Annotated in this window: 23 protein-coding genes; 10 read left to right on the forward strand and 13 right to left on the reverse strand. The window is 70.2% G+C overall.

Annotation, left to right across the window (positions count from 1 at the left end; genetic code table 11):
- Position 1 precedes the first annotated feature (1 nt).
- Positions 2-874, reverse strand: coding sequence for an FAD binding domain-containing protein (locus ACLJOK_RS07935; RefSeq protein ID WP_410817238.1), 873 nt, complete (start codon positions 872-874; stop codon positions 2-4).
- A 118-nt stretch (positions 875-992) separates the two neighbouring features.
- Here ACLJOK_RS07935 and ACLJOK_RS07940 point away from each other — a divergent pair, with 118 nt between their 5' ends.
- Positions 993-2,066, forward strand: a complete 1,074-nt coding sequence (locus ACLJOK_RS07940) for an XdhC family protein (RefSeq protein ID WP_410817239.1) — start codon at positions 993-995, stop codon at positions 2,064-2,066.
- 44 nt (positions 2,067-2,110) lie between these two features.
- Here the strand turns inward: ACLJOK_RS07940 and ACLJOK_RS07945 are convergent, their stop codons facing one another.
- The gene (locus tag ACLJOK_RS07945; RefSeq protein ID WP_410817240.1) at positions 2,111-3,307 is read right to left on the reverse strand and encodes a low temperature requirement protein A; all 1,197 of its coding nucleotides are present in this window, start codon (positions 3,305-3,307) and stop codon (positions 2,111-2,113) included.
- A gap of 106 nt (positions 3,308-3,413) precedes the next feature.
- On the opposite strand from ACLJOK_RS07945, the gene ACLJOK_RS07950 reads away from it, so the two are divergent.
- The 3 genes from ACLJOK_RS07950 to ACLJOK_RS07960 all read left to right on the forward strand — a co-directional run bounded on the left by ACLJOK_RS07950 (position 3,414) and on the right by ACLJOK_RS07960 (position 6,527).
- Positions 3,414-3,833 carry an ASCH domain-containing protein gene (locus ACLJOK_RS07950; protein WP_410817242.1) on the forward strand — a complete coding sequence of 140 codons (420 nt, stop codon included), beginning with the start codon at positions 3,414-3,416 and terminating at the stop codon, positions 3,831-3,833.
- A 70-nt stretch (positions 3,834-3,903) separates the two neighbouring features.
- Entirely contained in the window at positions 3,904-4,668 is a 765-nt protein-coding gene (locus ACLJOK_RS07955) for an ABC transporter ATP-binding protein (RefSeq protein WP_410817243.1), read from the forward strand.
- Positions 4,665-6,527, forward strand: a complete 1,863-nt coding sequence (locus ACLJOK_RS07960) for a hypothetical protein (protein WP_410817244.1) — start codon at positions 4,665-4,667, stop codon at positions 6,525-6,527. The genes ACLJOK_RS07955 and ACLJOK_RS07960 overlap by 4 nt, the downstream gene beginning before the upstream one ends.
- Positions 6,528-6,658: 131 nt before the next feature.
- Here ACLJOK_RS07960 and ACLJOK_RS07965 read toward each other — a convergent pair whose 3' ends face one another.
- Together ACLJOK_RS07965 and ACLJOK_RS07970 are read right to left on the reverse strand one after the other, a co-directional pair.
- Positions 6,659-7,330: a response regulator gene (locus tag ACLJOK_RS07965; RefSeq protein WP_410817246.1), complete on the reverse strand. Its 672-nt coding sequence runs from the start codon at positions 7,328-7,330 to the stop codon at positions 6,659-6,661.
- Positions 7,314-8,447: a sensor histidine kinase gene (locus ACLJOK_RS07970; protein ID WP_410817248.1), complete on the reverse strand. Its 1,134-nt coding sequence runs from the start codon at positions 8,445-8,447 to the stop codon at positions 7,314-7,316. The genes ACLJOK_RS07965 and ACLJOK_RS07970 overlap by 17 nt, the downstream gene beginning before the upstream one ends.
- Before the next feature lie 224 nt (positions 8,448-8,671).
- Here ACLJOK_RS07970 and ACLJOK_RS07975 point away from each other — a divergent pair, with 224 nt between their 5' ends.
- The 5 genes from ACLJOK_RS07975 (at position 8,672) to nrfD (ending at position 15,870) form a co-directional block, all read left to right on the forward strand.
- Positions 8,672-9,577 carry a hypothetical protein gene (locus tag ACLJOK_RS07975; protein WP_410817249.1) on the forward strand — a complete coding sequence of 302 codons (906 nt, stop codon included), beginning with the start codon at positions 8,672-8,674 and terminating at the stop codon, positions 9,575-9,577.
- Between the two features lie 37 nt (positions 9,578-9,614).
- On the forward strand, positions 9,615-10,412 hold the full coding sequence (locus ACLJOK_RS07980) for a PrsW family intramembrane metalloprotease (RefSeq protein WP_410817251.1): 798 nt from the start codon (positions 9,615-9,617) through the stop codon (positions 10,410-10,412).
- Positions 10,413-10,555: 143 nt separating this feature from the next.
- On the forward strand, positions 10,556-13,831 hold the full coding sequence (gene fdh, locus ACLJOK_RS07985) for a formate dehydrogenase (RefSeq protein WP_410817252.1): 3,276 nt from the start codon (positions 10,556-10,558) through the stop codon (positions 13,829-13,831).
- Positions 13,832-13,834: 3 nt separating this feature from the next.
- A complete protein-coding gene (locus ACLJOK_RS07990; protein WP_410817253.1) occupies positions 13,835-14,878 on the forward strand; it encodes a 4Fe-4S dicluster domain-containing protein in 1,044 nt (347 codons plus the stop codon).
- Entirely contained in the window at positions 14,875-15,870 is a 996-nt protein-coding gene (nrfD, locus tag ACLJOK_RS07995) for an NrfD/PsrC family molybdoenzyme membrane anchor subunit (protein ID WP_410817255.1), read from the forward strand. Before ACLJOK_RS07990 ends, nrfD begins: the two co-directional genes overlap by 4 nt.
- 86 nt (positions 15,871-15,956) lie before the next feature.
- Here nrfD and ACLJOK_RS08000 read toward each other — a convergent pair whose 3' ends face one another.
- The 7 genes from ACLJOK_RS08000 to ACLJOK_RS08030 all read right to left on the reverse strand — a co-directional run bounded on the left by ACLJOK_RS08000 (position 15,957) and on the right by ACLJOK_RS08030 (position 22,422).
- Positions 15,957-17,516, reverse strand: a complete 1,560-nt coding sequence (locus ACLJOK_RS08000; RefSeq protein WP_410819285.1) for an OFA family MFS transporter — start codon at positions 17,514-17,516, stop codon at positions 15,957-15,959.
- A gap of 414 nt (positions 17,517-17,930) precedes the next feature.
- Entirely contained in the window at positions 17,931-18,206 is a 276-nt protein-coding gene (locus ACLJOK_RS08005; protein ID WP_410817257.1) for a hypothetical protein, read from the reverse strand.
- Positions 18,203-19,045, reverse strand: coding sequence for an alpha/beta fold hydrolase (locus tag ACLJOK_RS08010; RefSeq protein WP_410817258.1), 843 nt, complete (start codon positions 19,043-19,045; stop codon positions 18,203-18,205). The genes ACLJOK_RS08005 and ACLJOK_RS08010 overlap by 4 nt, the downstream gene beginning before the upstream one ends.
- Positions 19,042-19,914 (reverse strand): SDR family oxidoreductase, encoded by an 873-nt coding sequence (locus ACLJOK_RS08015; RefSeq protein ID WP_410817259.1) that lies wholly within the window; start codon positions 19,912-19,914, stop codon positions 19,042-19,044. The genes ACLJOK_RS08010 and ACLJOK_RS08015 overlap by 4 nt, the downstream gene beginning before the upstream one ends.
- A complete protein-coding gene (locus tag ACLJOK_RS08020) occupies positions 19,904-21,397 on the reverse strand; it encodes a flavin-containing monooxygenase (RefSeq protein WP_410817261.1) in 1,494 nt (497 codons plus the stop codon). Before ACLJOK_RS08020 ends, ACLJOK_RS08015 begins: the two co-directional genes overlap by 11 nt.
- A complete protein-coding gene (locus tag ACLJOK_RS08025) occupies positions 21,398-21,697 on the reverse strand; it encodes a DUF4873 domain-containing protein (protein WP_410817262.1) in 300 nt (99 codons plus the stop codon).
- A complete protein-coding gene (locus ACLJOK_RS08030; RefSeq protein WP_410817264.1) occupies positions 21,694-22,422 on the reverse strand; it encodes a TetR family transcriptional regulator in 729 nt (242 codons plus the stop codon). The genes ACLJOK_RS08025 and ACLJOK_RS08030 overlap by 4 nt, the downstream gene beginning before the upstream one ends.
- Positions 22,423-22,470: 48 nt before the next feature.
- Here ACLJOK_RS08030 and ACLJOK_RS08035 point away from each other — a divergent pair, with 48 nt between their 5' ends.
- Entirely contained in the window at positions 22,471-23,361 is an 891-nt protein-coding gene (locus ACLJOK_RS08035) for an AurF N-oxygenase family protein (RefSeq protein WP_410817265.1), read from the forward strand.
- Positions 23,362-23,431: 70 nt separating this feature from the next.
- Here ACLJOK_RS08035 and ACLJOK_RS08040 read toward each other — a convergent pair whose 3' ends face one another.
- Both ACLJOK_RS08040 and ACLJOK_RS08045 read right to left on the reverse strand, forming a co-directional pair.
- A complete protein-coding gene (locus ACLJOK_RS08040) occupies positions 23,432-23,938 on the reverse strand; it encodes a VOC family protein (RefSeq protein WP_410817267.1) in 507 nt (168 codons plus the stop codon).
- A 92-nt stretch (positions 23,939-24,030) separates the two neighbouring features.
- Positions 24,031-24,555, reverse strand: coding sequence for a winged helix-turn-helix domain-containing protein (locus ACLJOK_RS08045; RefSeq protein ID WP_410817268.1), 525 nt, complete (start codon positions 24,553-24,555; stop codon positions 24,031-24,033).
- Positions 24,556-24,684 lie beyond the last annotated feature (129 nt).

Raw genomic sequence — 24,684 nt, forward strand, 5'->3', positions numbered from 1 at the left:
CTCAGCTCCTCGCCCGTTCGACGGCCCGGCGCAGGGTCCGCCGGGTCAGCTCGGCGGCCAGATGCCGCTTGTAGTCCGCGCTGCCGCGCTGGTCGGTCACCGGGTCGCAACTGTCCGCCGCGATCGCCCCGGCCTGCTCGTAGAGGCTCTCCGAGGGATCCTGCCCGCGCAGCGCCGCCGAGATCGCCGGGATGCCAGCGGTGTTGGGGCCGACCGCCGCGAGCCCGACCCGGGCGTCGACGATCGCGCCGCCGTCCAGCCACACCGCCGCGCCGGCCGACACCACTGCCCAGTCGCCGGCCCGGCGCTCGACCTTGGCGTACGCGCTGCCACAGCCGGGTCGTACCGGTAGCCGGATCTCGACCAGGATCTCGTCGTCCGCGACGGCAGTCTCGTACGGCCCGACGTGGAACTCCTCCATCGACACGACCCGCTCCGCGCCCCCCGGACCACGGATCACGCACCGCGCGTCCAGCGTCGTGCAGACCGCCGACAGGTCCTCGGACGGGTCGGCCTGGCACAGCGAGCCGCCCAGCGTGCCCCGGTTGCGCACCACCGGGTCGGCGATCACCCGCTCGGCGTCGGCGAAGATCGGGAACGCCGCCGCCAGCGCTGGTGATTCGAGGAGCTCCCGATGCCGGGTCAGCGCACCGATGCGGACCTCGTCGGGGCCCGCCTCGACGTAGCCCAACTCGCCGTGCAGGTCGTTGATGTCGATCAGATAGTCGAAGTTGGCCAGCCGGAGCTTCATCATCGGCAACAGGCTGTGCCCGCCGGCGATCAGGCGGGCTGTCCCGCCCAGCCGCTCCAGCAGGCTGATCGCATGGTCCACACTGGTGGCTCGCTCGTACTCGAACGGTGCCGGCACCTGCATGTCGCACCTCCGCAGTCCGGCAAAATCTCTGCCCGGCGGTGGTCAAAGTCAACGGTGACCTAAGCAACTGCTTAGGTCGCCGTTGACGGTGCCGCCAGGGCTCGCGGATCGTGCGGCCATGCGGGACATCGTCGACGGGCTGGCCGGCTGGCGTGCCGCGGGCGTCGCGTTCGCCGTCGCGACCGTCGCGCGGACGTGGCAGTCCGCGCCCCGGCAACCTGGCGCGGCGATGGCCGTCTCGGCGCACGGCGACGTGGTGGGCAGCATCTCGGGCGGTTGCGTCGAGGGCGCCGTCTACGAACTCTGCCGGACCGCGATCCAGACCGGCGCGGCGCACAGCCAGACCTTCGGCGTGAGTGACGACGACGCGTTGGACGTCGGGCTGACCTGCGGTGGCACCATCCAGGTCCTGGTGCAACCGAGCGTCGCGATGACCGAGTTCGACGAGGTCCTCGCCGCGATCCGCGACGGCCGCCCGGTCGCCACCGCATCGGTCGAGAACGCCCAACTGGTGATCTGGCCCGATCGGGTCGCGGGCAGCCTCGGCGCACCCGACCTGAACGACGCGGCGGCCCGGCAGGCGGCCGGGATGCTCGCCGTCGGCGTCACCGGCACGATCCACCTGGGCCGGCAGGGGCAGCAGCGCGGCGACGAGGTGGCCGTGTTCGTCCAGTCGTACGTGCCCCCACCCCGGATGATCATTTTCGGTGCGATCGACTTCGCCGCCGCGATGGCCCGGATCGGCAAGTTTCTCGGCTACCACGTCACTGTCTGCGACGCCCGCCCGGTGTTCGCCACCCGTGCGCGTTTCCCGGACGTCGACGACCTCGTCGTCCGCTGGCCGCACGCATACCTGGAGTCGACGACCGTCGACGACCGCACGGTGCTCTGCGTCCTGACCCACGACCCCAAGTTCGACGTGCCGCTGCTCCAGGTTGCCCTCGCCACGCCAGCCCGTTACATCGGCGCGATGGGCAGCCGGCGCGCGCACGACGATCGGATGCGCCGGCTGCGTGAGGCGGGTGTCCCGGAGAGCGGGTTGGCCCGACTCTGCTCGCCGATCGGGCTGGACCTGGGCGCGCGGACACCTGAGGAGACGGCCGTGGCGATCGCCGCCGAGATCACCGCCCAGACCTGGGGCGGCTCGGGTCGTCCGCTCAGCGACCTGGCCACCCCGATCCACCACGCCTGACGGGCGTGGCGCCGCGAGTCCCGGAGAGGCGGGCGCCGACGCCTTCAGGCGGGTGGTGCGGCCTGTTGTGGTGGTCTCCGACGGCCGCGGGCCGTGTCGGTGGCGGCCAGTGCGAGGAGGACGAAGGTCGTCGACGCCAACGTGACCTCCGATGGCAGGTGGATGACAACGGGGGAGAGGCCGACCAGGGCGAGGATTCCGATCAGCCGAGGCATGGTCACCCGCCCGAAGATCACGTACTCGAATCCGACCCGTCCCACCAGGAACAGGGCGGGGCCGCCGGTGATGCCGACGACCCAGGAAGGCGGCGTGTGCGGGATTGGATGTTCCATGGCCAGCGTGAAGCCGACAGCGGTCAGGATGGTCCCGGCAATCATGATCATGTGGGCATACGAAGACCATTGGCTGAGGCGGTGGGGGTTGGGTGAGGCCGCGATCGCCGGGCCGAGTTGGCCTCCTGCCTGGTAGACGTAGAGCCGCCACATGAGCGCGGCACTGGCGAATGAGAGGACGAGCGCCACGGTGCGTCTGAGCGTGAACCCGTCGGGATCGCTGCCGGTGAAGGTCATGCCCATGGACAGGACGATCTCCCCCAGCGCGATGATGAACACCTGCCGGTAGCGCTCGGCGACGTGGGTCGCGGTGATCTCCAACGCTGGTCCCAGCGCCCGACCCAGTCGCCACGGGGTCGGCCACCGCAGGGCCGCCGAGACGTAGTCCACCGCCAGGGCCAGCAGCCAGAGAGCACCTCGGGCCCAACCGTCGACGAATGCCCCGGGAATCCAGCCCAATGTCGAGATGATGGACCAGAAGCGGGCTCGCAACACATGGTTCAGGACCGCGGTTCGACGCGCCGCTCGAACGACGAAGAAAAAGCGCCCGAAGTTGATTGCCGCGAAGGTCGCGGCGAAGAACAGACCATTTCCATGGAACCCTTCCGGCACCTGGATGGCCATCAGGAAGATGCCGAACATGACCAGGATGACGTACCACTGGACGGACGGGTGCTGTGGGTCGAACTCGTCGGTCATCCACGCCGTCAAGACCCAGATCCACCACAGTGCCAGCAGCAGGACGAGCGCTTCGAACCCACCCTTCAGGGTGAGATCGTTGATCAGTAGGTGAGTGAGCTGGGTCAGGGCGAAGACGTACACCAGATCGAAGAAGAGCTCGATGAACGCAGGTTGCTTCGGGGCGGTCCGGGCACGCAGCAGTGGGTGGAGCGGGGAGTCCTGGTTCATCGGTGGCAGCGTCTCCGCGTAAGGAAATGTTCCCTTCGTCCTTTATAGCTGGACTTCACATGTCACGATCCAAATTGGGAGACACCGGATCGCGTACCCTCCACGGATGCACCTCGACGATCTTCCGCTTGCCGAGTTCGCGTTTCCGGGGCCACTGCGGGACAAGCTCGTGGGCGCGATCCTGTCCGGGGCGAAGACCTCGACGACCGGCCTGCTGGTCGGGTACGAGTGCGCGAACGAGCCGCTGCCCGAGGTGGGTCAACTATCCGCCGTGGTGGACTCCGCCGGACGCCGGGTCGCGGCCATCGAGCTGACCGACGTGCGGGTGGTCCGGCTCGCCGAGGTCGACCTGCCGCACGCCTTGGCCGAGGGGGAGGGCGACGAGTCGGTGGCCCAGTGGCGTGCGGGGCACGAGACGTTCTGGCACAGCGCCGAGGTGCGCGCCGAGCTGGGCGACCCCGGCTTCACTGTGGACGACGACACCCTGGTGGTGACCGAACGCTTCCGGCTGGTGCACGTCGTCTGAGCGGCATCGCCCACTGTGGACCGGTGAGCGGCGGGCCACGCCGCGGTGCAAGGTCACCTATGCTCGGCGCGTGATCCCCCCGGCACTCGAGATCCGTGGCCTGGTCAAGACCTTCGCGGCGCATCGCGCGGTGGACGGCATCGATCTGACCGTCCATTCCGGCACGTTCCACGGCATCGTCGGGCCCAATGGCGCCGGCAAGTCCACCACCATCGGGATGGCTGTCGGCCTGGTCACCCCGGACTCCGGGCAGATCCGCATCCTCGGCCACGACGCGCTGCGCGAGCGTCGCCTGACCCGCGCGCTGACCGGCGTGCTGCCCGACGGCCTCGACTTCCCGGAACGCCTCACCGGCGCCGAACTGCTGCGCTACAGCGCCGGCCTGCGAGGGCTGTCCCGGGCCGCGGCCACCGACCGTGCCGCCGAACTGATCGACGTGCTCGGCCTGGCCAAGGGCGCCGGCACCCCGTTGGCCGACTGCTCCACCGGCACCCGCAAGAAGTTGGGTCTCGCCCAGGCGCTGCTGCACGCGCCCCGGCTGCTCGTGCTCGACGAACCGTTCGAGGCGGTCGACCCGGTCTCCGCGGCCACCATCCGCCGGGTGCTGCGCCGATTCGTGGCCGGCGGCGGCACCTGCGTGCTGTCCACCCACTCGATGCTGCTCGTCGAGCAGATCTGCGACGAGGTCACCGTTATCCATCAGGGCCGGGTGGTCGCCGCCGGGTCGGTCGCCGAGGTCGCCGCCGGCAGCAGCCTGGAGGACCGGTTCGTCGAGTTGGTCGGCGCCGAAGCCTCCGGCAGCGCCGGTCTGGACTGGCTGACCGGGGCACGATGAGCGCGGAATCCGTCGCTCCCGGCCGGCTGGGCGGCACCCTCGGCGCGATCGCGGTACCGGCCCGGATGCGCGCGACGATGCTGCGCCGCTCGCTGCGCGAGCACCCCGGCCCCACTGTGGCCGGCCTGGTCGGTCTGCTCGCCGCCGCCTGGTTGATCCGGTACGCGCTCCGCGGCGACCCGCACACGCTCGGCCTGCTCGCCGGGGCCTGGGTTCTCGGCTGGGTCGTGTTGCCCCTGCTGCTCGGCGGCGGGCGCGGCCGGGTCCGGCCGGTCCACCTGCGGTTGGAGCCGATCGGCGGGGTCCCGGCCGCGATCGGTCTGCTCGCCGCGTCGGCGATCGGTATCGGCCCGGCCGTCTCGCTGGTGGCACTCGCCGCGCTGCCGGTGCACGCCGCCCGGTACGGCACCGTCGCGGTCCTCGTCACCGCCGGCGGCGCGGTGCTGCTCTGGCTGCTCGGGCTGATCGGCTCGGCCATCGCGCTGGAGGTCGTCGGCCACGCCGGCGGTCCGGCCGGGGCGCTGCTCACCGGCATCTTCACCGGTACGGCGATGGGTGTCGCCGGGTCGCTCTGGGCGGTCTTCCCGTGGGTGTCGGTACTGCTCGTGGCAGCGCCGCAGGAGGTGGTCCGGGCCATGGCGTACGTGCCGAGCGCCTGGCCGGTCGCCGCCGTGACCGGGCCAACCGGGCAAGGGGTGCGCAGGATGGCGGCCCTGGTGGGCATCGTGGCGCTCTGCGCCGCCGCGTACATCATGCTTGTCCGAAAGGTGATCGCCGCCGGCGCGCCGTTCCGGCCGCGCCGGACCACGGCGGCGTCACCGGCCGCGGCCGAGCGCGAGTGGCTGGGGTGGGTGCCGACCGCGACGCGGGCGGTCGTCGGCCGTGAGCTGCGTGCCTGGACGCGGCATCCGCTGCGGTTGCAGTATCTGGCGTTCGCTGTGGTGTACGGGGCGCTGCTCGCCGGACTACCGCTGCTGTCCGACGTGGATCTCTTGCTGCCGTGGGCCGGACCGCTCGCCGTGCTCGGCGCGGCGGCGATGTCCGCCGGGCTGGTCGGCCTGGACGGCACCGCGTTGTGGCTACCGCTCACCACGCCCGGCGGCGAACGGGCCGAGGTCCGGGGCAGGGCCCTGGCGTGGCTGGTTCTGGTCACCCCGATCGGGGTGCTGCTCACCGTCGCGGGCATCCTCCTCGCCCCCGACGTCGACCCGCTGGCCGCGCTCTGCACCCTGCCTGCCCTGCTCGGCGCGGGCGCCGCGGTGCCGGTGTGGGTGTCGCTGCTGCGCGTACGCCCGGTGGCCGACCCGCGGCACCCGACCGCCGCTGACAACCCGACCGACATCGTCAGCGTGCTGGTCGCCACCGCTGCCGGGCTGCTCGCCGCGGCGCCGGTGCTCGCCCTGGTGGTCTGGGGTCCGCCGGGGGCGGCACCGCTGCTGCCGCTGGTCGGGCTGCTCGGAGGCGCCGCAGCCTGGTGGGGTGGCGTGTGGCTGGCCGACGAACGGCTCGCCCGGCGCGGCACGGCGGTGCTCGCCGCGGCCGGTCAGCGGAGCCGGCCCCCGGAGACGGTGCTCCCACTGACCTGGGACGTGCAGTGGTATCGGGAGAACACGTCGACCGCGTGGGCGTTGGGGTTGCTGACGGTCGGATGGATACCGGTGATCCCGCAGGGGTTGATGCCGCTGGCGTTCGGGATCGACAGCGGTTGGATCGTGGCCGGTCACCTGAGCGGGAGTGCGCACACGACGGTGGGGTTGGCGATGGTCGGTCTGGGCGTCGCGATGCTGCTCACCGGCCTGGTGCTGTGGGATCGCCGACCGCAGCCCGGCGGCCCTGCCCAACCCGCTCCACCCGAATGACCGTGTCTGTGGGCGCAGCGTGCGTCGCGGTACTCGCTATCTTGTAGCCATGGGGTTGTCGGAGATGAGGGCAGCCGGCTGGACGACCTGCGAACCCGGCTCGCAGCGCGGGCGCGGACCATCCTGAACCGCTAGGGCATGTCCTGGTCGAGCACTCCGGCTTGGTGGGCGAGAATCGCCGCTTGGACCCGGTTGGTCAGGCCCAGCTTCGCCAGAATCCGGCTGATGTGGGTCTTCACCGTCGCCTCGCTCATGTAGAGCGTGGCCGCGATCGCGGTGTTGGACAGGCCGCCGCCGACGGCAATCAGTACTTCTCGTTCCCTTTCCGTGAGTACCGAGAGTCGTTGTTCGGCGTTGCTGCGCCGATCCGGTCCCGGACCGGAGAACTGCCGAAGCAACCTGCGGGTAACCCTCGGGGAGATCATCGCGTCACCGCGCGCAGCGCTGCGCACCGCGTTGAGCATGTCCTCTGCGGGGGCATCCTTCAGCAGGAAGCCGACGGCGCCATAGCGAAGCGCGGTGTGCACGTACTCGTCGAGATCGAAAGTGGTGAGCACGACGACGTGTGGCGGTTGGTCGAGCCGGGCGATCCGCTCGGTCGCAGTCAGCCCGTCGATCCGCGGCATGCGGATGTCCATGAGAACGACGTCGGGCCGGAGTCGCCGGGCGAGCTCGACCGCTTCGGCCCCGTCGGCCGCCTCTCCTACCACTGTGATGTCCAGGGCCGCATCGAGGATGGTGCGCAGCGTCGAGCGCACGAGCCACTCGTCATCGACGATCAACGTCTTAGTCGGTGAGGTCATTGTCCTTCCCTGATGAGATCGGTACCTCGACGACCAGGCTGAAACCCCCATCCTCTGTGGGACCAGAGGTGAGTTCTCCGCCTATCAGGTGGACGCGTTCGGCGAGGCCGAGGAGCCCGTGGCCGCCGACCGGCAGCGGGCGGACGGCGGCAGGCAGTCCGCGGCCGTTGCTGATTGTCACCCGAAGCGACTGCCGAGTCTGCCGGATGCGAATCCGGGTTCGGGCGCCGGGCGCGTGCTTGTGCACGTTGGTCAGGGACTCCTGCACGATGCGGTAGACGGCGTGCTCGATGAGCAGCGGTAGACGTTCCCCGGTCTCCTTCTCCACGTCCAGGGTGACCGGTACACCGAGCCGACGGGAATCCTCGACCAGCGCGTCCAGATCGGCCAGGCCGGGCTGCGGGGCGAGCGGCGCGTCGTCATCGCTGCGAAGGATTCCCACCAAGGCGCGCAGTTCAGCAAGTGCCTCACGCCCAATAGTTGCGATCTGCCGTCCTCGGGCCACCGCGTCGCCGCCCCTTGCCGACTCCAGAGCCGTGGCCTGCAGCACGATCAGCGCGACTCGGTGGGCGACAACGTCGTGCATGTCGCGGGCGATGTGGGCCCGTTCGTCGCTGCGGGCCCGGGCGACACGCTGGTGCTGTTCGCGTTCGAGCCGTTCGGCCCGCTCCCGCATTCGTTCGACAAGCTCGCGCCGGGTGCCGACGTAAAGGCCAAGAAGCGCGGGAGCGACGCATACCGCAACGGTGACCGGGATGGCTCCATCGGCACCGGCGTATCGCCAGATCGGGATGCCGACCAGGACCACCGAGACCAACAGGCTGGCGGCGACCTTCGGCCACGCCGTGGTGCGCTCGGCCAGGGTGTAGAGGGCGAGCATGACCGTCACCTGGGCCGACACGAGAACGGTCGCCGCCAGAGAACCGGCCAGCAGGGCTGCCGGGGCCCGTCGCCGCCGCCAGGTCAGCACCCCGACCGCGAGGCCAAGGGGGATACCGAGCCACAGCGGAGGAATGCGGGGGCCGAAGCCGGCGAGGGTGGGGCCGAAGAAGTCCACCCCGAACTCCCCGGTCGCCACGCACACCGCCATGGCGAACGCCGCCGCCGCGTCGATCATCGGGCGGTGGCGGAACCAGTGCACCACCTGGTGCAGGACGCGCGACTTCTCGATGCCGCCAGCGTAGGGCGACCGACAGGCGCAGGCATCGGTCGAAGGTTGTACACCACCCCCGTTGATCACCGCCGATAGACTGATTCGTTCTATCGGATCCGCCGACGCCCCGAGCTGCCCGCCCCGGCGAGGGTTTAGGCATGGCCAGACCACGCCCCAGTCCAGGAATATTGCAGCTCGTCTTCGGTGTGTTCGCCCTCACCGTGGGTGCCTTGATCGCGCTGCGTCCCGACCCGCCGCACCCGCTCTTCACGACCGCGGGGGCCTACGGCTATGCGCTTGCCGCAGTGCTGTCGTTCGGCGGCTGGCTCGCGTTCGGGCGCCCCGTGCCCGCCGCCCGCACCCGGCGGGTGCTTATCGTCTTCCACCTGCTCTTCGTGCCGGCGCAGTTCCTGTTCCTGCTCGCCCATCCCGCGCCCTGGCTCGGTATGGCGCTGTCCTCGGCGATCGTGGTCGGCCTGAAGCCGCGCTTCCCCCGGCTGGGGCGGACGCCGCGAAAGGTGTGGCTGACGCTGCACGTCGGCATCGGTGTCGGCTGGCTGGGCATCTCGACGGGCATGCTGTTGCTGGCGATCATCGGGGCGACGGCCGACAGCCACGAACTGCAGCACGGGGCTTACCTGGTGTTGAGCAGGTTCGAGATCCTTCTGGCGATCCCGAGCGTCTTTCTGACGATCATCACCGGTGCCGTAGTTTCGCTCGGCACCCCGTGGGGTCTGCTCAAGCACACATGGGTGCTGGCCAAGCTGGTCATCGCGCTCGCCCTACCGTTCCTCGCGTTCTTCGAGGGCCCCTGGATCGAGGAACTCGAGGCCCGCAGCGCAGCCGGCCAGATCGAGACCGGCACCACCGGGATGCTGCTGATCGGCGCTATGGGGCTGTTCGCCGCCCTGCTGTGGACCGCGACGATCCTCTCCGTCTTCAAGCCCGGCGGGCGCACCCGATGGGGCCGCCGCAAGGACGAGGGCCGGACGGCGTCCCGGACCATCGCGACGACGTGCCGCAGCCCGGCGAGCACAACCGCCGCGACCTCATTCACCCGTGCGTCTCTTCTCAACACTGAAGCAAGGCCATGACTAGTGTTCGTAACCTGGATCCGCGAGACTGCGCCGTATGGGTGATCGTTGGCGCCGGTGGGCGTGGGTCGGGGTGCTCGTCATCGGGCTGATCCTTTATCTGGCGGTGCTGCGGACTCTGGTCAGCACCAAGAATCCGAACTTCGTACCGGCGTTGATCCTGCTCGGGGCGACGTTGGTGCCGTTGACGTTCCTGACGTTCGCGCAGGCTCGCACCGGGCGGTGGCAGGTGCCGGCGTCGGTGTTGGTGACGTCGGCGTTCTTCGGCGGTGTGATCGGCACTGTGGTCGCCGGCACCCTGGAGTACGACACCCTGCGTGGCCTCGGGACCCTGCCGATGCTGTTCGTGGCACTGATCGAGGAGTCGGCGAAGCTGATCGTCCCGGTGGTGCTGCTGTTCACGGTGGTGGCCCAGCGTCGTCGCCGGGTTCCCTCCGACGGGCTGATCATCGGCATCGCCGCCGGCATGGGGTTCGCCGCGCTGGAGACGATGGGCTACGCCTTCAGCGCGCTGCTGAGTTCGCAGGGCAACATCGGCGCGGTGGAGCAGACGCTCTTCATCCGGGGTCTGACGGCGCCCGCCGGTCACACCGCCTGGACCGGGCTGACCGCCGGCGCGCTCTGGGCGTTGCTGGCGAGCCCGAGCGTCGCTCGGCTCTTCGGGTTCATCGGCACGTTCGTGGGTGTCGTCGTCCTGCACACCCTCTGGGACACGTTCTCCGGTTCGCTGGTCTTCGTCGTGTTGGCGATCATCAGCATCGGCTGGTTGTTCTGGGAGCTGCGCCGCTACCGGACCTTCAGCGACCAGCACATCGGCCAGCTGCAACCGCACTGACCAACGCCGTGCTCCATGCCTCTTCCGGTCCACATCAAGGGCCGGGGGAGGCATGACTGTTGGTGATCCCGCTGCGACCGGGCCAGCCCTCATCTAACGTCAGAGTGTTCATATTTGGCGGGATTGGTCGGGAAGGTGCGGCGATGGGGGTGCGCAGCTGGTTCGAGGGCTGGCCGGTCTACCGCCAGCTCACCGGCACGGACCCGCTGGGGCGGGGTGCCGCGGCGAAGTCCGACGGTTCCCGCGCGCTCACCGCCCGCACCGAAACCGCCGATTCGATGGCCCGTTCGGTCTGCCCGTACTGCGCTGTGGGTTGTGGTCAGCGGGTGTTCGTGAAGGACGGGCAGGTCAGTCAGATCGAGGGTGATCCGGACAGCCCGATCTCACGGGGTCGGCTCTGCCCGAAGGGTTCGGCGAGCAAGAGCCTGGTGACCAGTCCGCTGCGGCAGACCACGGTCCGCTACCGCCGGCCGTACGGCACCGAGTGGGAGGACCTGGACCTCGACACGGCGCTGAACATGATCGCCGATCGGGTCCTGGCCGCCCGGGACGAGACCTGGGAGGACGTCGACGCCGAGGGTCGACCGCTCAACCGGACGCTGGGGATCTCCAGCCTGGGTGGGGCGACGTTGGACAACGAGGAGAACTACCTCATCAAGAAGTTGTTCACCGCGATGGGGGCGCTCCAGATCGAGAACCAGGCCCGTATTTGACACTCCTCCACCGTCCCCGGTCTGGGGACCAGCTTCGGTCGTGGCGGCGCCACCCAGTACCAGCAGGACCTGTCGAACTCCGACGTCATCGTCATCCAGGGTTCGAACATGGCCGAGGCGCACCCGGTGGGCTTCCAGTGGGTGATGGAGGCCAAGCGCCGGGGTGCGAAGGTCTTCCACGTCGATCCGCGTTTCACCCGCACCAGCGCGCTGGCTGACTCGTACCTGCCGATCCGGGCGGGCACCGACATCGCGCTGCTCGGCGGGGTGATCCGCTACATCCTCGACAACGAGCTGGACTTCCGGGAGTACGTCGTCGCCTACACCAACGCCGCGACCATCGTGACCGAGGAGTACGCCGACACCGAGGACATGCACGGCCTCTTCTCCGGCTTCAACGACGACAACGCCACCTACGACCAGGCCAGTTGGCGCTACCAGGGCCACTCGCAGAACCAGACGACCCGCGACAGCGAGACGCAGCGGGAGACGGCGGCCGGGCTGGAGAACGAGTCGCACGGCGCCCCCGTCGGCGGCGAGACCGAACGTGACGAGACGTTGCAGCACCCGCGCTGCGTCTACCAGATTCTCAAGCGGCACTTCGCCCGCTACACCCCGGAGATGGTCGAACGGGTCTGCGGCATCCCGCAGGAGAAGTTCCTCGAACTGGCCCAGGCGTGGACGGAGAACTCCGGCCGGGACCGGACCGGCATGCTCGTCTACTCGGTCGGCTGGACGCAGCACAGCGTCGGTGTGCAGTACATCCGCACGGGCGCGATCATCCAGTTGTTGCTGGGCAACATGGGCCGCCCGGGTGGCGGCGTGATGGCCCTACGCGGGCACGCCAGCATCCAGGGGTCCACCGACATCCCGACGCTGTTCAACCTGCTTCCGGGCTACCTGCCGATGCCCCACCACGCCAATCACCCGACGCTGGACACGTGGGTGGACAGCATTGCGCACCCCGGGCAGAAGGGCTTCTGGGGCAACGCCCGCACCTACGGCGTCAACCTGCTCAAGGCGTACTGGGGCGAGGCGGCCACCGCCGACAACGACTACTGCTACGGGTACATGCCGCGGATGACCGGCGACCACGGCACCTACCAGCAGGTGCTCGACATGATCGACGGCAAGATTAAGGGGTACTTCCTGCTCGGGCAGAACCCGGCGGTCGGTTCGGCGCACGGCCGGGCGCAGCGGCTCGGCATGGCCAACCTCGACTGGTTGGTGGTCCGCGACCTGTTCATGATCGAGAGCGCCACCTTCTGGCAGAACGCGCCGGAGATCGAGACCGGCGAGATCTCGCCCGAGCGGTGCCGCACCGAGGTGTTCTTCCTACCCGCTGCCTCGCACGTGGAGAAGGAGGGCACGTTCACCCAGACCCAACGGCTGTTGCAGTGGCGGGAGAAGGCCGTCGAGCCGCCAGGCGACGCCCGCTCCGAGCTCTGGTTCTTCTACCATCTCGGTCGCGTCATCCGGGAACGGCTGGCGACGTCGACGAAGCCGCGCGACCGGGCGCTGCTCGACCTCGCCTGGGACTACCCCACGCACGGCCCGACCGTCGAGCCGAGCGCCGAGGCGGTGCTGCGCGAGATCAACGGGTACGACGTGGCCACCGGCCGGCCGCTGGCGTCGTTCACCGAGATGAAGGACGACGGCTCCACCGTCGGCGGTTGCTGGATCTACACCGGGGTGTACGCCGACGGCGTCAACCAGGCGGCCCGCCGTAAACCCGGCTCGGAGCAGTCCCTGGTGGCACCCGAGTGGGGTTGGGCGTGGCCGGCGAACCGGCGCATCCTCTACAACCGTGCGTCCGCCGACCCGGACGGCAACCCGTGGAGTGAGCGCAAACGCTACGTCTGGTGGGACGCGGACAAGAGCGAGTGGACCGGCTACGACGTGCCGGACTTCGAGAAGACCAAACCGCCGTCCTACCGACCGGAGCGCGACGCCTCGGGTGTGGCGGGCATCGCCGGCGACGATCCGTTCATCCTTCAGGGCGACGGCAAGGGCTGGCTGTACGCGCCCACCGGTGTGCTCGACGGACCGATGCCCACTCACTACGAGCCGGTCGAGTCGCCGGTACGCAACCCGCTCTACCGGCAGCAGGCCAACCCGACCCGCAAGGTCTACACCCACCCGATCAACACGCTCAACCCGAGCCCGCCGGAACCGTACAGCCAGGTGTTCCCGTACGTGTTCACTGTCAGCCGGCTCACCGAGCACCACACCGCCGGTGGGATGAGTCGGACCGTGTCACCGCTGGCCGAGTTGCAACCGGAGATGTTCGTGGAGGTGTCCCCGGAGTTGGCCGCCGAACGTGGTCTCACCCACCTGGGTTGGGCGCACCTGGTCACCGCCCGTGCGGCCATCGAGGCACGGGTGCTGGTGACCGACCGGCTCACCCCGCTGCGGGTGGACGACCGGGTCATCCACCAGGTCTGGTTGCCGTACCACTGGGGGTTTGAGGGTCTGGTGACCGGTGACTCGGCCAACGACTTGTTCGGCATCAGCCTGGACCCGAACGTGCTGATCCAGGAGAGCAAGGTCGGCACCTGCGACATCCGTCCCGGGCGACGCCCGAGAGGCGCCGAGCTGCTGGCTCTCGTCGTCGACTACCGGCGACGGTCCGGGGACCTCAGCCCGCACTATCCACCGCAGGTCACGACCGACTCCGCCGACAGCGGCCCGGACCAGGAGGTCTGACCCATGCCCCACACCAATGCCCTGTACGGGCCGCTGGACCCCGCACCGGACGCCGGCTACGAGAACCCGCCGCCGAGGATGGGGTTCTTCACCGACACCAGCGTCTGCATCGGCTGCAAAGCGTGCGAGGTCGCCTGCAAGGAGTGGAATGGGGTCCCCGAGAGTGGGCTCGACCTGCTGGGCATGTCGTACGACAACACCGGCGCGTTGACCGCGAACTCGTGGCGGCACGTCGCGTTCGTGGAGCAGCCCCGCTCGGCCGGCTGGGCGACTCCGGCGTTCGCGGGGGACCCGGACGGGCCGGCGATCAGCCCGGTGACGGCGGCGGCCGGCGCGCGTACGAGCACCGACACCGGAACGGACCCCGGCCTGCCCACCGGCTCGCCCGCCGCGGCGGCCCGCATGTCGGGCGGACCGGAGTTTCTGGGGATGCCGGGTGCGCAGCCGCCGGGGAAGGGCTCGGGCGCGGAGGGGCGGACGGATTTTCGCTGGTTGATGATGTCGGATGTATGCAAGCACTGCACCCACGCGGCCTGCCTGGACGTCTGCCCGACAGGCTCCCTGTTCCGGACGGAGTTCGGCACAGTAGTGGTGCAGGAGGACATCTGCAACGGCTGCGGTTACTGCATCTCCGCCTGCCCGTACGGCGTCATCGATCAGCGCAAGGATGATGGTCGGGCGTGGAAGTGCACGCTGTGCTACGACCGGTTGGGTGCTGGCATGACGCCGGCGTGTGCGCAGGCGTGTCCGACGGAGTCGATCCAGTACGGGGCCCTGGACGAGTTGCGGGAGCGAGCCGCCGCGCGGGTGGCGACGCTGCACGAGCGGGGAGTGCCGGAGGCGCGGTTGTACGGGCACGACCCAAACGACGGCGTCGGTGGTGACGGTGCGTTCTTCCTGCTGCTGGACGAGCCGGAGGTGTACGGGCTGCCACCGGACCCGATCGTGACCACCCGCGACCTGCCAGCCATGTGGAAGCGCGCCGGCCTGGCGGCGATGACGATGGCGGTCGCCACGGCGGTAGCGTTCCTGGGCAGGCGACGGTGACCCGCCACCGGCAGCCCCGCAGACGAGGCGGCGACGGCGGCGAGCAGCTCACTGTGCCGCCGGCCGACTTCGCCTCCTACTACGGCCGGCCGGTTCTGAAGCCGCCGGTGTGGAAGTACGACATCGCCGGCTACCTGTTCACCGGCGGCCTCGCCGCCGGAGGTGCGCTGATCGGCGCGGGCGCCCAGCTGACCGGACAACCCGGGCTGCGCACTGTGGGTCGTTGGACGGCCCTCGGCGGCGTCGCCGCCAGCACGTACCTGCTGGTTCACGACCTCGGCCGACCGGCCCGGTTCCATCACATGCTCCGGGTGGCCAAGGTGACCTCGCCGATGTCGGTCGGCACCTGGATCCTCGCCGCGTTCGGCCCGCTGGCCGGCGTGGCGGCGATCGCCGAGCTCGCGCCGCTGCTCCCGCAGCACGGTGTGCTCGGCCTCGCCCGTCGGATCGCGCCGCCCATCGGCAATGTCGCCGGCCTTGCCGCCGCGGCCACCGCGCCGGCGCTGGCGACGTACACCGGGGTGCTGCTCGCCGACACGGCCGTGCCGTCCTGGCACGACGCCTACCCGTCGCTGCCGTTCGTCTTCGCCGGCAGCGCGCTCGCCGCCGCGTCCGGGGTGGGCCTGATCGCGGCACCGGCCGCGGAGACCGCCCCACTGCGACGACTCGCCCTGGCCGCCGCGGCCATCGAGTTGAGCGGAGGGCACCGGCTGGAGCGGCAGGGCCTCACCAGCGAGCCCTACACGCACGGACGTAGCGGCCGGCTGGTGAAGGCCGGACGCGCGCTGCTCGCCGTGGGCACCGCCACCGCGCTGGTCAGCCGACGCAGCCGGGTCCTGTCGGCGATTTCCGGCGCCGCCCTCGTGGCCTCGTCGGTCGCCACCCGGTTCGGCGTCTTCGAGGCGGGACGGGTGTCGGCCCGCGATCCGAAGTACACGGTCGTGCCACAACGGGAGCGGCTCAACGCGAAGCGGTCGGCGACCGCGCTCTGAGCGGATTGGCGAAACGGAAGGCGCCCCTCCAAGAGGGCGCCTTCCGTTGCGATGCAAGAGGTCTGGCCGCGACGGGCCGCCGCGCGTCAGCCGGTGAACAGCTTCGCGGCGGTGATGGCGGTCTGGACGATTCCGTACCCGAGGAGCACCGCTACCAGCAACCAGGACAACCAGAGCCGCCCGGTCTGGCTACCGACGCGCGGCGGGGCGGGCGGCCGGCTGTCCCGCCCGAGAGCGACCGGGTCGGTGACGGTGGCCTTCGCCACGGGCGAGGTCGGTCCTCGCTTCGGCTCGTGGAACCGCTCGGGCACGGAACGGACCAGCAGGTTCGCGATGAACCCGATGGCGAGGATGCCGACCATGGTGAACAGCGCGGGCCGGTACGCCGCCGCGGTGAGGGTGCCGGGCTTGCCCTGCGTGTCGAGGATCCCGTTGACGATCAGCGGGCCGGCGACACCCGCAGCGGACCAGGCGGTGAGGATCCGGCCGTGGATGGCCCCGACCTGGAAGGTGCCGAAAAGGTCCCGCAGGTAGGCGGGCATGGTGGCGAAGCCACCGCCGTAGAAGGAGATGATCGCGGCGGCGATCAGCACGAAGACCGCGGTCGCGGAGTGGCCGGCCACGGCGAGCAGCAGGTACAGCACCATGCCGACGCCGAGGTAGACCATGTAGATGGGCTTGCGGCCGATGAGGTCGGACGTTGTCGACCAGACGAACCGCCCAGCCATGTTGAACAGCGACAGCACTCCCACGAAACCGGCCGCCGCCGTCACCGAGATCGTGGTGGCGGTCCCGTTGTCCCGGAAGAAGTCCTGGATCATCGGGCTTGCCTGCTCCAGGATGCCGATGCCCGCCGTGACGTTGCAGAACAGCACGATCCACAGCAACCAGAACGACCGGGTACGCACCGCGTTCGACGCGGACACGCTCGCCGTTGTCACCAGAGGTCGGGCGGCGACGCTCGCGGGGTCGAACCCGGCGGGCCGCCAGTCCGGCGCCGGCACCCGGACGTTGAACGGACCGAACATCATGATCACGAAATAGCCGATGCCGAAGGTGACGAAGAGCGCCACGAGGGCATGTCCCGACGCGACGGCGGCGGGGTTGTTGGGGTTGTAGCCGGAGTCGTAGAGGGAGAGCAGTTGGCGCGCGAGCGGGCCGGCGACCAGGGCGCCGCCGCCGAACCCCATGATGGCCAGCCCGGTGGCGAGGCCGGGGCGGTCCGGGAACCACTTGATCAGTGTGGAGACGGGCGAGATGTAGCCGATGCCGAGCCCGATGCCGCCGATGACGCCGTATCCGAGGTAGAGCAGCCAGAGTTGCTGGGTCGCGATGCCGAGCGCGCCGACCAGGAACCCGACGGCCCAGAAGCACGCCGAGACGAACATCGCCCGGCGCGGCCCGTTCCGCTCCACCCAACGGCCACCCACCGCCGCCGACGAGCCCAGCATGACGATGGCGATACTGAAGATCGCCCCGATTGCCGTCTGGCTGACGTCGAAGTGCGCGATGAGGGAGTTCTTGTAGACACTTGTCGCGTAGACCTGGCCGATGCAGACGTGCACGGCCAGTGCCGCGGTCGGGATGAGCCAGCGGCTGTATCCCGGGGGAGCGACAGTGTGCCGGGGATCGAAGACCGACAGCATGGGCATCGTCCACACCTCCTGCGGCTGAGTAGGCCGCGACGTTGCCGAGCTGTCCGTCCCGGCAGTTGGCCGAGCGGCGCCGCCGCGATGGCGGCCCGGCGCACGTCTGGCGTCAGCCGTTGACCGGCTCAATCTCACGTTACGTGGCAGTGGGTTCACACCATGTCGTTACCGAGAAACGCGGAGCGGGGTACGTCGGCTCGTCAGCGGCGGCGGGGTCGGTGGGTCAGCTCGCACGCTTTGCTCTGCTTCAACCCACGCAATATTCATAGCCCGAAACCGTTGCGCGGGTTGAAGCAGAGCAAAGGTGGCGGCAGAGAGTGCCCTCGCCGATTCGCCGATTCGCCAGTTCGCTGGTCTGGGCGCAGAGCGGGGCGGGCCAACCGGCCCGCCCCCGCTCTGCTGTCGTACAGCTCAGTGAATCGCGACCTTTGCGGCCGCCTCCTCCTGGGCGCGCCGTTCGTCCCCGCTGAGGGTGTGCAGCGGCTTCTCCTTGATGAACAGCACGACGATCAGCGCGAGCAGCGCGATCGGCGCGCCGACCAGGAAGAGGTCCGCGGTGGCGATGCCGTACACGTCCTGCACGATGCGCAGCACCGGCTCGGGCAGGGTGGACAGGTCGGCCACCTCGGCAGAGCCACCGCCGGCGGTCGCCGCCGGGCCGAGCCGGTCGGTCGTCAGCGAGGTCACCCGACTTGCCAGGACCGCGCCGAGGGCGCTGACTCCGATCGCGTTCGGGGCACGGCGCCGGTGGTCTCCAGGATGAGCGCGGCGACCAGGTCCGGGTCGTCGCTCATCGGCACGTGCCCGCACCGGGGCAGCGTCACCACCCGTGCCGCAGGCAGACCCGCCCGGGCGCGCTCGGCCTGGTGGACGCCGAAGATCCGGTCGCAGTCCCCCCAGCCGATGGTCACCGGCACCGTCGCGTCGGACAGCCGAAGGCAGTCGAGGCGATAGTCGCGGGCGGCTCGGGCCACGGCGTTGAAGCCGAGCCCGCGTCGCAGGGCGAGCGCGTCGCCCAGCGCGCGCTCGACATCCAGCAGCGTCGGACGGGCCATCAGCGGTGCGAAGCACAAGGCCCGTAGGTACGCCGAGCGCAGCGCGACCCGCATGATCGTGGTGGGCAGGTACGAGTTGGCCCGCAGCATCCGGAGGATGGCCAGCGCCCGGCGGCGCTCCGCCGGGGTGAAGAATCCGGCGGGGGAGAAGGCGGTGGCCGAGGCGACCGTCCCGGCGGCGGCAAGCTCCAGGGCGATCGCCCCACCGAGGCTGTAGCCGGCGACGTGCGGACGCTCCAGCCCCCACTCGGTCAGCGCCGGAAGGACCCCGGCCACTGTGGCGGCCATGTCGGCGGGCATGCCGGTGCCGGGCACCGGCGAGTTCCCGAAGCCGGGCAGGTCGAGCGCGATCACCTCGTGGTGGGCGGTGAGCCGGTCGAACACCGGCTCCCACGCCTGATGACGGTGGCCGATGCCGTGAATGAGCACGAGCGGCTCTCCGCTGCCCGCACGTCGGAAATGAATGCTCACGACCGCTCTCCCACCGACGTCCTGCCGAAGGAACGCCCGAGCTGGCGTACCTCGTCCTCCATCTGGCCGACCATGGTCTGGCCGCCGAAGCGGGTGATCAACGCGTCCGAGAGGCCGCTGAGCACCACCGGCCGCAGCGCCTGCACCAGGGCGAGCGACCGTGGCACGTACACCTTGCGTTTGCGGCGCTCGATGCCGCGCAGCAGGGCCTCGACGCACTGCTCGACGGGTACGACTGTGGACAGCGGCCACGGCAACCGGCGCAGCGCGGTGCGGAACGACGCCAGGTCGTCACGGATGTCGCGGACCAGGTCGGTGTCGATCCAGATCGGGTGTGCCGTGCCGACGGTGACGCCGCGTGGGCGGGTCTCCAGGCGCAGCACGTTGGCGAACTGCTCCACACCCGCCTTGGACGCGCAGTAGGCGGCCATGCCGGGCATCGCCGTGAAGGCGGCGGCTGACGAAACGATCAGGACGTGACCACGGGCGGCGGTGACGTGAGGCAGCGCCGCGCTGACCGTGCGGATCGCGCCGCAGAGGTTCACCTCGACGGTACGGACCAGCGCGTCGACCGGTCCCACGGCGACGGTGCCGAGGTTCGCGATGCCAGCGTTGGCCACGACGACGTCGATGCCACCGAAGCGGTCCACTGTGGAGGACACTGCGGCATCCAACGACGCCTGGTCGGTGACGTCGCACTCGTACCAGTGCGCGTCGAGGCCGGCGCTGAGCTGCTTGAGCAACTCGCCTTCCAGGCCGACGAGGGCGACCCGGGCCCCACGGGCGACGGCCTCGCGGGCCAGCTGCGCCCCGATGCCGCGCGCCGCGCCGGTGATGAGCAGGACCCTGCCCGCCAGGTCATACCGCATCGGCGTGCTCCCGTTCCGCTTCGTTGGGGGTGCCGCCGGTCGAGGCGATCTGGTAGTCGGCCGGGCGGAACCGGCGCAGCCGCATGCGGAAGCTGGTGGCGAAGCCCGGCCAGATGGTGGTGTTCCGGCCGGTGGCGTCGAGGTACCAGCTCGAACAGCCGGTCTGCCAAACGGTGCCGGCCATCTTTCGGTCGACCCGCTCGGTCCAGCGTCGTTGCGCCTGCGCCGTGGGCTCGATGGCCTGGATGCCCCTGGCCCGCATGTGACGCAGGGCCGCGAGCACCAGATGCAGCTGCGCCTCGATCATCAGTACCACCGAGGTGTGCCCGAGCCCGGTGTTCGGGCCGAGCAGGAAGAACAGGTTGGGGAAGCCGGCGATGGTCGTGCCCTGGTACGCGCGCATGCTCGGGGTCCACGCGTCGCCCAGGCTGCGCCCGCCCCGGCCGTGGATGCGTCGTACGACGGGGGAGTCGGTGACGTGGAAGCCGGTCCCGAGGATGATCGTGTCCGCCCGATGGTGGACGTCGTCGTCGGTGACGAGGCCGTCCGGCACGATCCGGGCGATGCCGGCGGTGACCACGTCGACGTTCGGTCGGGTGAGCGACGGCCAGTAGTCGTTGGATATCAGCACCCGCTTGCAGCCCATCGCGTACCGGGGAGTGAGCTTGTCCCGCAGGTGCGGGTCGGGAACCTGACGCCGCAGCGTACGCACTGACAGGCGCGAGGCGAGGCGGTTGACCGCCGGGTGCAGGAAGCCCAGGCCCATGCCTTCGCGTACCAGATAGAGCCCTGCCCGGGCGGCCCGCTGCGCACCGGGCACGGTGCGGAACGCGGCCTGCTCGACAGCGCTGATCCGGCGCGACAACCTCGGCATGATCCAGGCGGGGGTGCGCTGAAAGAGCGTCAGCTTCGCGACCGTCGGCTGGATCTGGGGCACGAACTGGACGGCCGAGGCGCCGGTGCCGATCACCGCGACGCGCCGGCCGGTCAGGTCGTGGTCGTGCTGCCAACGGGCGGAGTGGAACACCGGGCCGGTGAACTCGTCGATCCCGGGCAGGTCGGGGATGGCCGGGTCACTGAGCGGGCCGGTGGCGCAGATCAGGACCCGGGCACTGTGGTCGCCGCCGGAGGTGCGCAGCAGCCAGCGTTGGCGCTGCTCGTCCCACCTCGCCTCCCGTACCTCGCGGCGCAACCGTAACCGCGGGCGTATCCCGAAGCGGTCGACGCAGCCGCGCAGGTAGTCCCAGATCTCCGGCTGGCTGGAGAACGTGTTCGACCAGCGGGGGTTGGGGGCGAAGGAGAACGAGTAGAGGTGCGACGGGACATCGCAGGCGCAGCCCGGGTAGCTGTTGTCACGCCAGGTGCCGCCGACGTCCTCACCCCTGTCGAAGACGAGAAAGTCGGTGAAGCCGGCCTGCTGTAGGCGGATGGCTGCGCCCAGACCACCGAAGCCGGCGCCGATGATGGCAATGTCTGTCTCCATTCACTCCTCCGTGGGCTCGGGGGCGGAAGTCGGGTCGGTCGGGGGCGGCCAGGGCGCGTCGCCCACGCCGGTGATCCGTACGCCGCCCCACGGATCTACCTCGGCCAGTCGGGCCGCCCGGACGCGGTCGGCGATGCGCAACTCGACGTCGCGTCGGCCGGAGCGCAGCAGGTGGGCCACCCGGGGCTCGGGCTCGATCCGTCCGCCCCAGTGGAAACGGCCGTCGACCGGCTCCCACCGCCCGCTGAGGTGCACCCGGACCGGGGTGCCCCCGACACCCGCCGGGCCGTGGTAGCTCACGGCACGATCCGCTCGTGGGCGCGGGTGAGCTCGTGCGGCAGGTCGGCGCTGGCCCGTACCCCCTCGATGCCGCTCCACAGTAGAGCCGTCAGGTAGTCGGTGAGGGCGGCCCGGCTGATCGGCTGGCCGTGCGTGGTCCACCAGTCGCCGACCGCCTGCACGAAGCCCACCAGGCCGTACGCCCAGGGCTCGGCGGGTCCGGCGTCCAGGCCCAGTGTGCGTAGCCGGTCGCCGATCACCCGGGCGAGCCCGGCGGCCACCTGCCGGCTGGTGCCGGCGATCACCTGGTGGATGCCGGGGTCGCCGGACTGGTGCATCAGGAACCGGTAGAGCCTCGGCTCCGACTCGATCACGCCCAGGTAGGCGTCGATCGTCGCTTCGACCAGGCCGCGTTCCTCGCGGACCTGTTCGATGGCGGGCGCGATGGTGTCGACCATCCGGGCCGCCACCACCTCGCTGACCGCGACCCAGAGCTGCGACTTGTCGGCGAAGTAGCGGTACAGAACCGGTTTGCTGACGCCCGCGGCGGCGGCCACCTGTTCCATGTCGACCTCCGGCCCGTGCCGCAGCAGCGCCTGTACGGCGGCACCGACCAACTCCTGCCGTCGTTGCTCACGATGGTCCGCCCAGCGGTCTCGGCGGCCGTTGCCCTTCGCCTTCGGGCTGCTGTCGGGGGGCGTGGCCGGCGGTTCGGACGCATTGACATCGGTGAGCGGCGATTGCATGCTACTACTCGTAACAGTTACTGGTCGTCACGTCAATATGGAGGAGCCATGGAGGCGGCGGAAACCGGGCGCGCGGCACTCGCCGAGCGACTGCTCACGTCCTCACTGCGGACCAGCTACGACCCCACCGTCGAGATCGACTGGGACGCCCCGCACACTCCCGGCGCCTACTGGCTCCCGCCACAGCGCAGCAGCCTCTACGGCACGCCCCTGTGGGAACAGCTCAGCGAGGAGCAGCGCGTCGAGCTGACCAAGCACGAGGTGGCCAGCGCGGCCAGCGCCGGGCTGTGGTTCGAGACGATCCTCATGCAGATGCTGATCCGGGAGTACTACCGCGCCGACCCGACCAGCCGGCAGGCCCAGTACGCGTTGACCGAGGTCGCCGACGAGTGCCGGCACTCCATCATGTTCGGCCGGCTGATCGAGGCGATGGGTTGTCCGGTCTACCGCGCGAGCACCGTCGACCACCACCTCGGGCGCTTTCTCAAGGCCACCGCCAGCGGCCCTCGGATGTATGCCGCGATCCTCATCGCGGAGGAGATCCTCGACGCGTTCCAGCGCGAGATCATGGCGGACGAGTCGCTCCAGCCGCTCATCCGGATGGTCTCCCGCATCCACGTGGTGGAGGAGGCGCGGCACGTCCGGTTCGCCCGCGAGGAACTGGCCGCCGCTGTCGCGGCCACCGGTCCGGTGGGCATGGCGTACGCCCGACTGCTGGTCGGTCGCGCCGCCTACACGATCGCCAACCGCCTGGTCCATCCCGACGTGTACGCGGCGGTGGGCATACCGCCGGCGGTCGGTAGTGCCGCTGCCCGCGCCAACCCACACTGGCGTGCCACCCTCCGCTGGTCGGCGGCGCGAGTGCGCGCCAACCTGGCGGACGTTGGCCTGGTGGCTGGGCCGGGGCGTCTGCTGTGGGCCCGGGCCGGGCTGCTCTGACCCGTTGCCCCTCAGCGGAGCGGCATGGGGCGAGCCGTCTCCGGCCGGGCCCCACGCCGCCCATCTGGGCTCACTCGCTGCGGGCGAAGCCACCCTTCGGCGCGATGATCTCCAGGTTCGTCCCGTCCGGGTCGTTGAAGTACGCGACCTCGGTGCCGACCGCCGCCGGCGGCTCCACCTCGCCGGACGCGAACGTGTACGGCTGCCCGAGGAACTCGAACCCGGCCTCGCTCATCCGGTCGTAGACGGCGCGCACGTCGTCCACGTGGAAGCACAGGTGCATCGAGCCCGGCCGGTTGGCCGCCACCTGGGCGGCGTCGCCGACCGGTTCCTGGAACTGGATCAGGTCGATCCCGAGGTTGTCGAGGTTGAACGTGGCGTACCGCAGCTTCGTCGTCGGCAAGCCCTGTGACTGCGCGAACCCGGCGCCGTGCATGCTTTCGTCCCGAACGACCGGTTCGCTGCCGAGCAGGGCCTGGTAGAACGCGACCGAGCGGTCGAGGTCACTCACCGCGATCCCGACGTGGGCGGCCTTCTTCAGCCCGATGGACACCGTCGAGGGATTGGGGAATGCCATCCTGACTCTCCTTACCAGCGCTCTTCGTCGCCTGTGTTGATGCTGATCTTCCTGGCGTACCCCGGGCGAGATCAGTTCATGCGACGTTGCTGTCAGGCCCGTTCGACCCGCGCCTGCTGGTGATCGGTCAGCCGCAGCCCCACACCGCGGACGACATCGATGGTGGCCCCGGTGCCCAGGTCGTGCAGCTTGCGGCGCAGCCGTTTGACCAGCGACTGCACGTCCGCCTTGCGTTCGCGCCCCTCGTCACCCCAGACCGACCGGTGCAGCTCGGCGTAGCTCCAGACTCGGGCCGGCTCGGTGATCAGGCAGGTCAGCAGGTCGTGTTCCAGGCGGGTCAGGTCGATCTCACGTTCGCCGCAGCGGGCGCTGGAGCGCGCCGAGTCGATCACGAGGGCGGCGGCCGGCGCCGGTTCGGTCGGGGCGGCCACCTGCTGCGGAGCGGCGATCAGTCGGCGCAGTTCGTCGAGGTCGGCGACCAGCAGCAGCGGTGCGATGCCGTCGAGAAGCTCCGCGAGCCGGATGCGCTCGGCCGGCGACGGGGTCACCGCGATCAGCAGTGGGAACGGCTCGTCGGCCGGATCACCCCTGTCCACCGTTGCCTCGTCCTCGGCCACCGCACCACCCGGGATCGATGGGCATCCCTGCCCAGCTCTCGTCACGGTACTGACAATGATTGGCAAGCGTGCCGCCAGCCAGGGCAACTCTTAGCGACAAGTTGCTCACGGCAAGTTCTTGATCGTCCG

This window comes from Micromonospora sp. 050-3, assembly GCF_046549335.1.
GTDB classification, from domain to species: Bacteria; Actinomycetota; Actinomycetes; order Mycobacteriales; family Micromonosporaceae; genus Micromonospora; species Micromonospora trifolii.

Bases quoted from the DNA above. Each gene is read 5' to 3' on its own strand.
- ACLJOK_RS07935 (WP_410817238.1), bottom strand. From the start codon at position 874: ATGCAGGTGCCGGCACCGTTCGAGTACGAGCGAGCCACCAGTGTGGAC.
- ACLJOK_RS07940 (WP_410817239.1), top strand. From the start codon at position 993: ATGCGGGACATCGTCGACGGGCTGGCCGGCTGGCGTGCCGCGGGCGTC.
- ACLJOK_RS07945 (WP_410817240.1), bottom strand. From the start codon at position 3,307: ATGAACCAGGACTCCCCGCTCCACCCACTGCTGCGTGCCCGGACCGCC.
- ACLJOK_RS07950 (WP_410817242.1), top strand. From the start codon at position 3,414: ATGCACCTCGACGATCTTCCGCTTGCCGAGTTCGCGTTTCCGGGGCCA.
- ACLJOK_RS07960 (WP_410817244.1), top strand. From the start codon at position 4,665: ATGAGCGCGGAATCCGTCGCTCCCGGCCGGCTGGGCGGCACCCTCGGC.
- ACLJOK_RS07965 (WP_410817246.1), bottom strand. From the start codon at position 7,330: ATGACCTCACCGACTAAGACGTTGATCGTCGATGACGAGTGGCTCGTG.
- ACLJOK_RS07970 (WP_410817248.1), bottom strand. From the start codon at position 8,447: ATGATCGACGCGGCGGCGGCGTTCGCCATGGCGGTGTGCGTGGCGACC.
- ACLJOK_RS07980 (WP_410817251.1), top strand. From the start codon at position 9,615: ATGGGTGATCGTTGGCGCCGGTGGGCGTGGGTCGGGGTGCTCGTCATC.
- ACLJOK_RS07990 (WP_410817253.1), top strand. From the start codon at position 13,835: ATGCCCCACACCAATGCCCTGTACGGGCCGCTGGACCCCGCACCGGAC.
- ACLJOK_RS08000 (WP_410819285.1), bottom strand. From the start codon at position 17,516: ATGCTGTCGGTCTTCGATCCCCGGCACACTGTCGCTCCCCCGGGATAC.
- ACLJOK_RS08015 (WP_410817259.1), bottom strand. From the start codon at position 19,914: ATGCGGTATGACCTGGCGGGCAGGGTCCTGCTCATCACCGGCGCGGCG.
- ACLJOK_RS08020 (WP_410817261.1), bottom strand. From the start codon at position 21,397: ATGGAGACAGACATTGCCATCATCGGCGCCGGCTTCGGTGGTCTGGGC.
- ACLJOK_RS08030 (WP_410817264.1), bottom strand. From the start codon at position 22,422: ATGCAATCGCCGCTCACCGATGTCAATGCGTCCGAACCGCCGGCCACG.
- ACLJOK_RS08035 (WP_410817265.1), top strand. From the start codon at position 22,471: ATGGAGGCGGCGGAAACCGGGCGCGCGGCACTCGCCGAGCGACTGCTC.
- ACLJOK_RS08040 (WP_410817267.1), bottom strand. From the start codon at position 23,938: ATGGCATTCCCCAATCCCTCGACGGTGTCCATCGGGCTGAAGAAGGCC.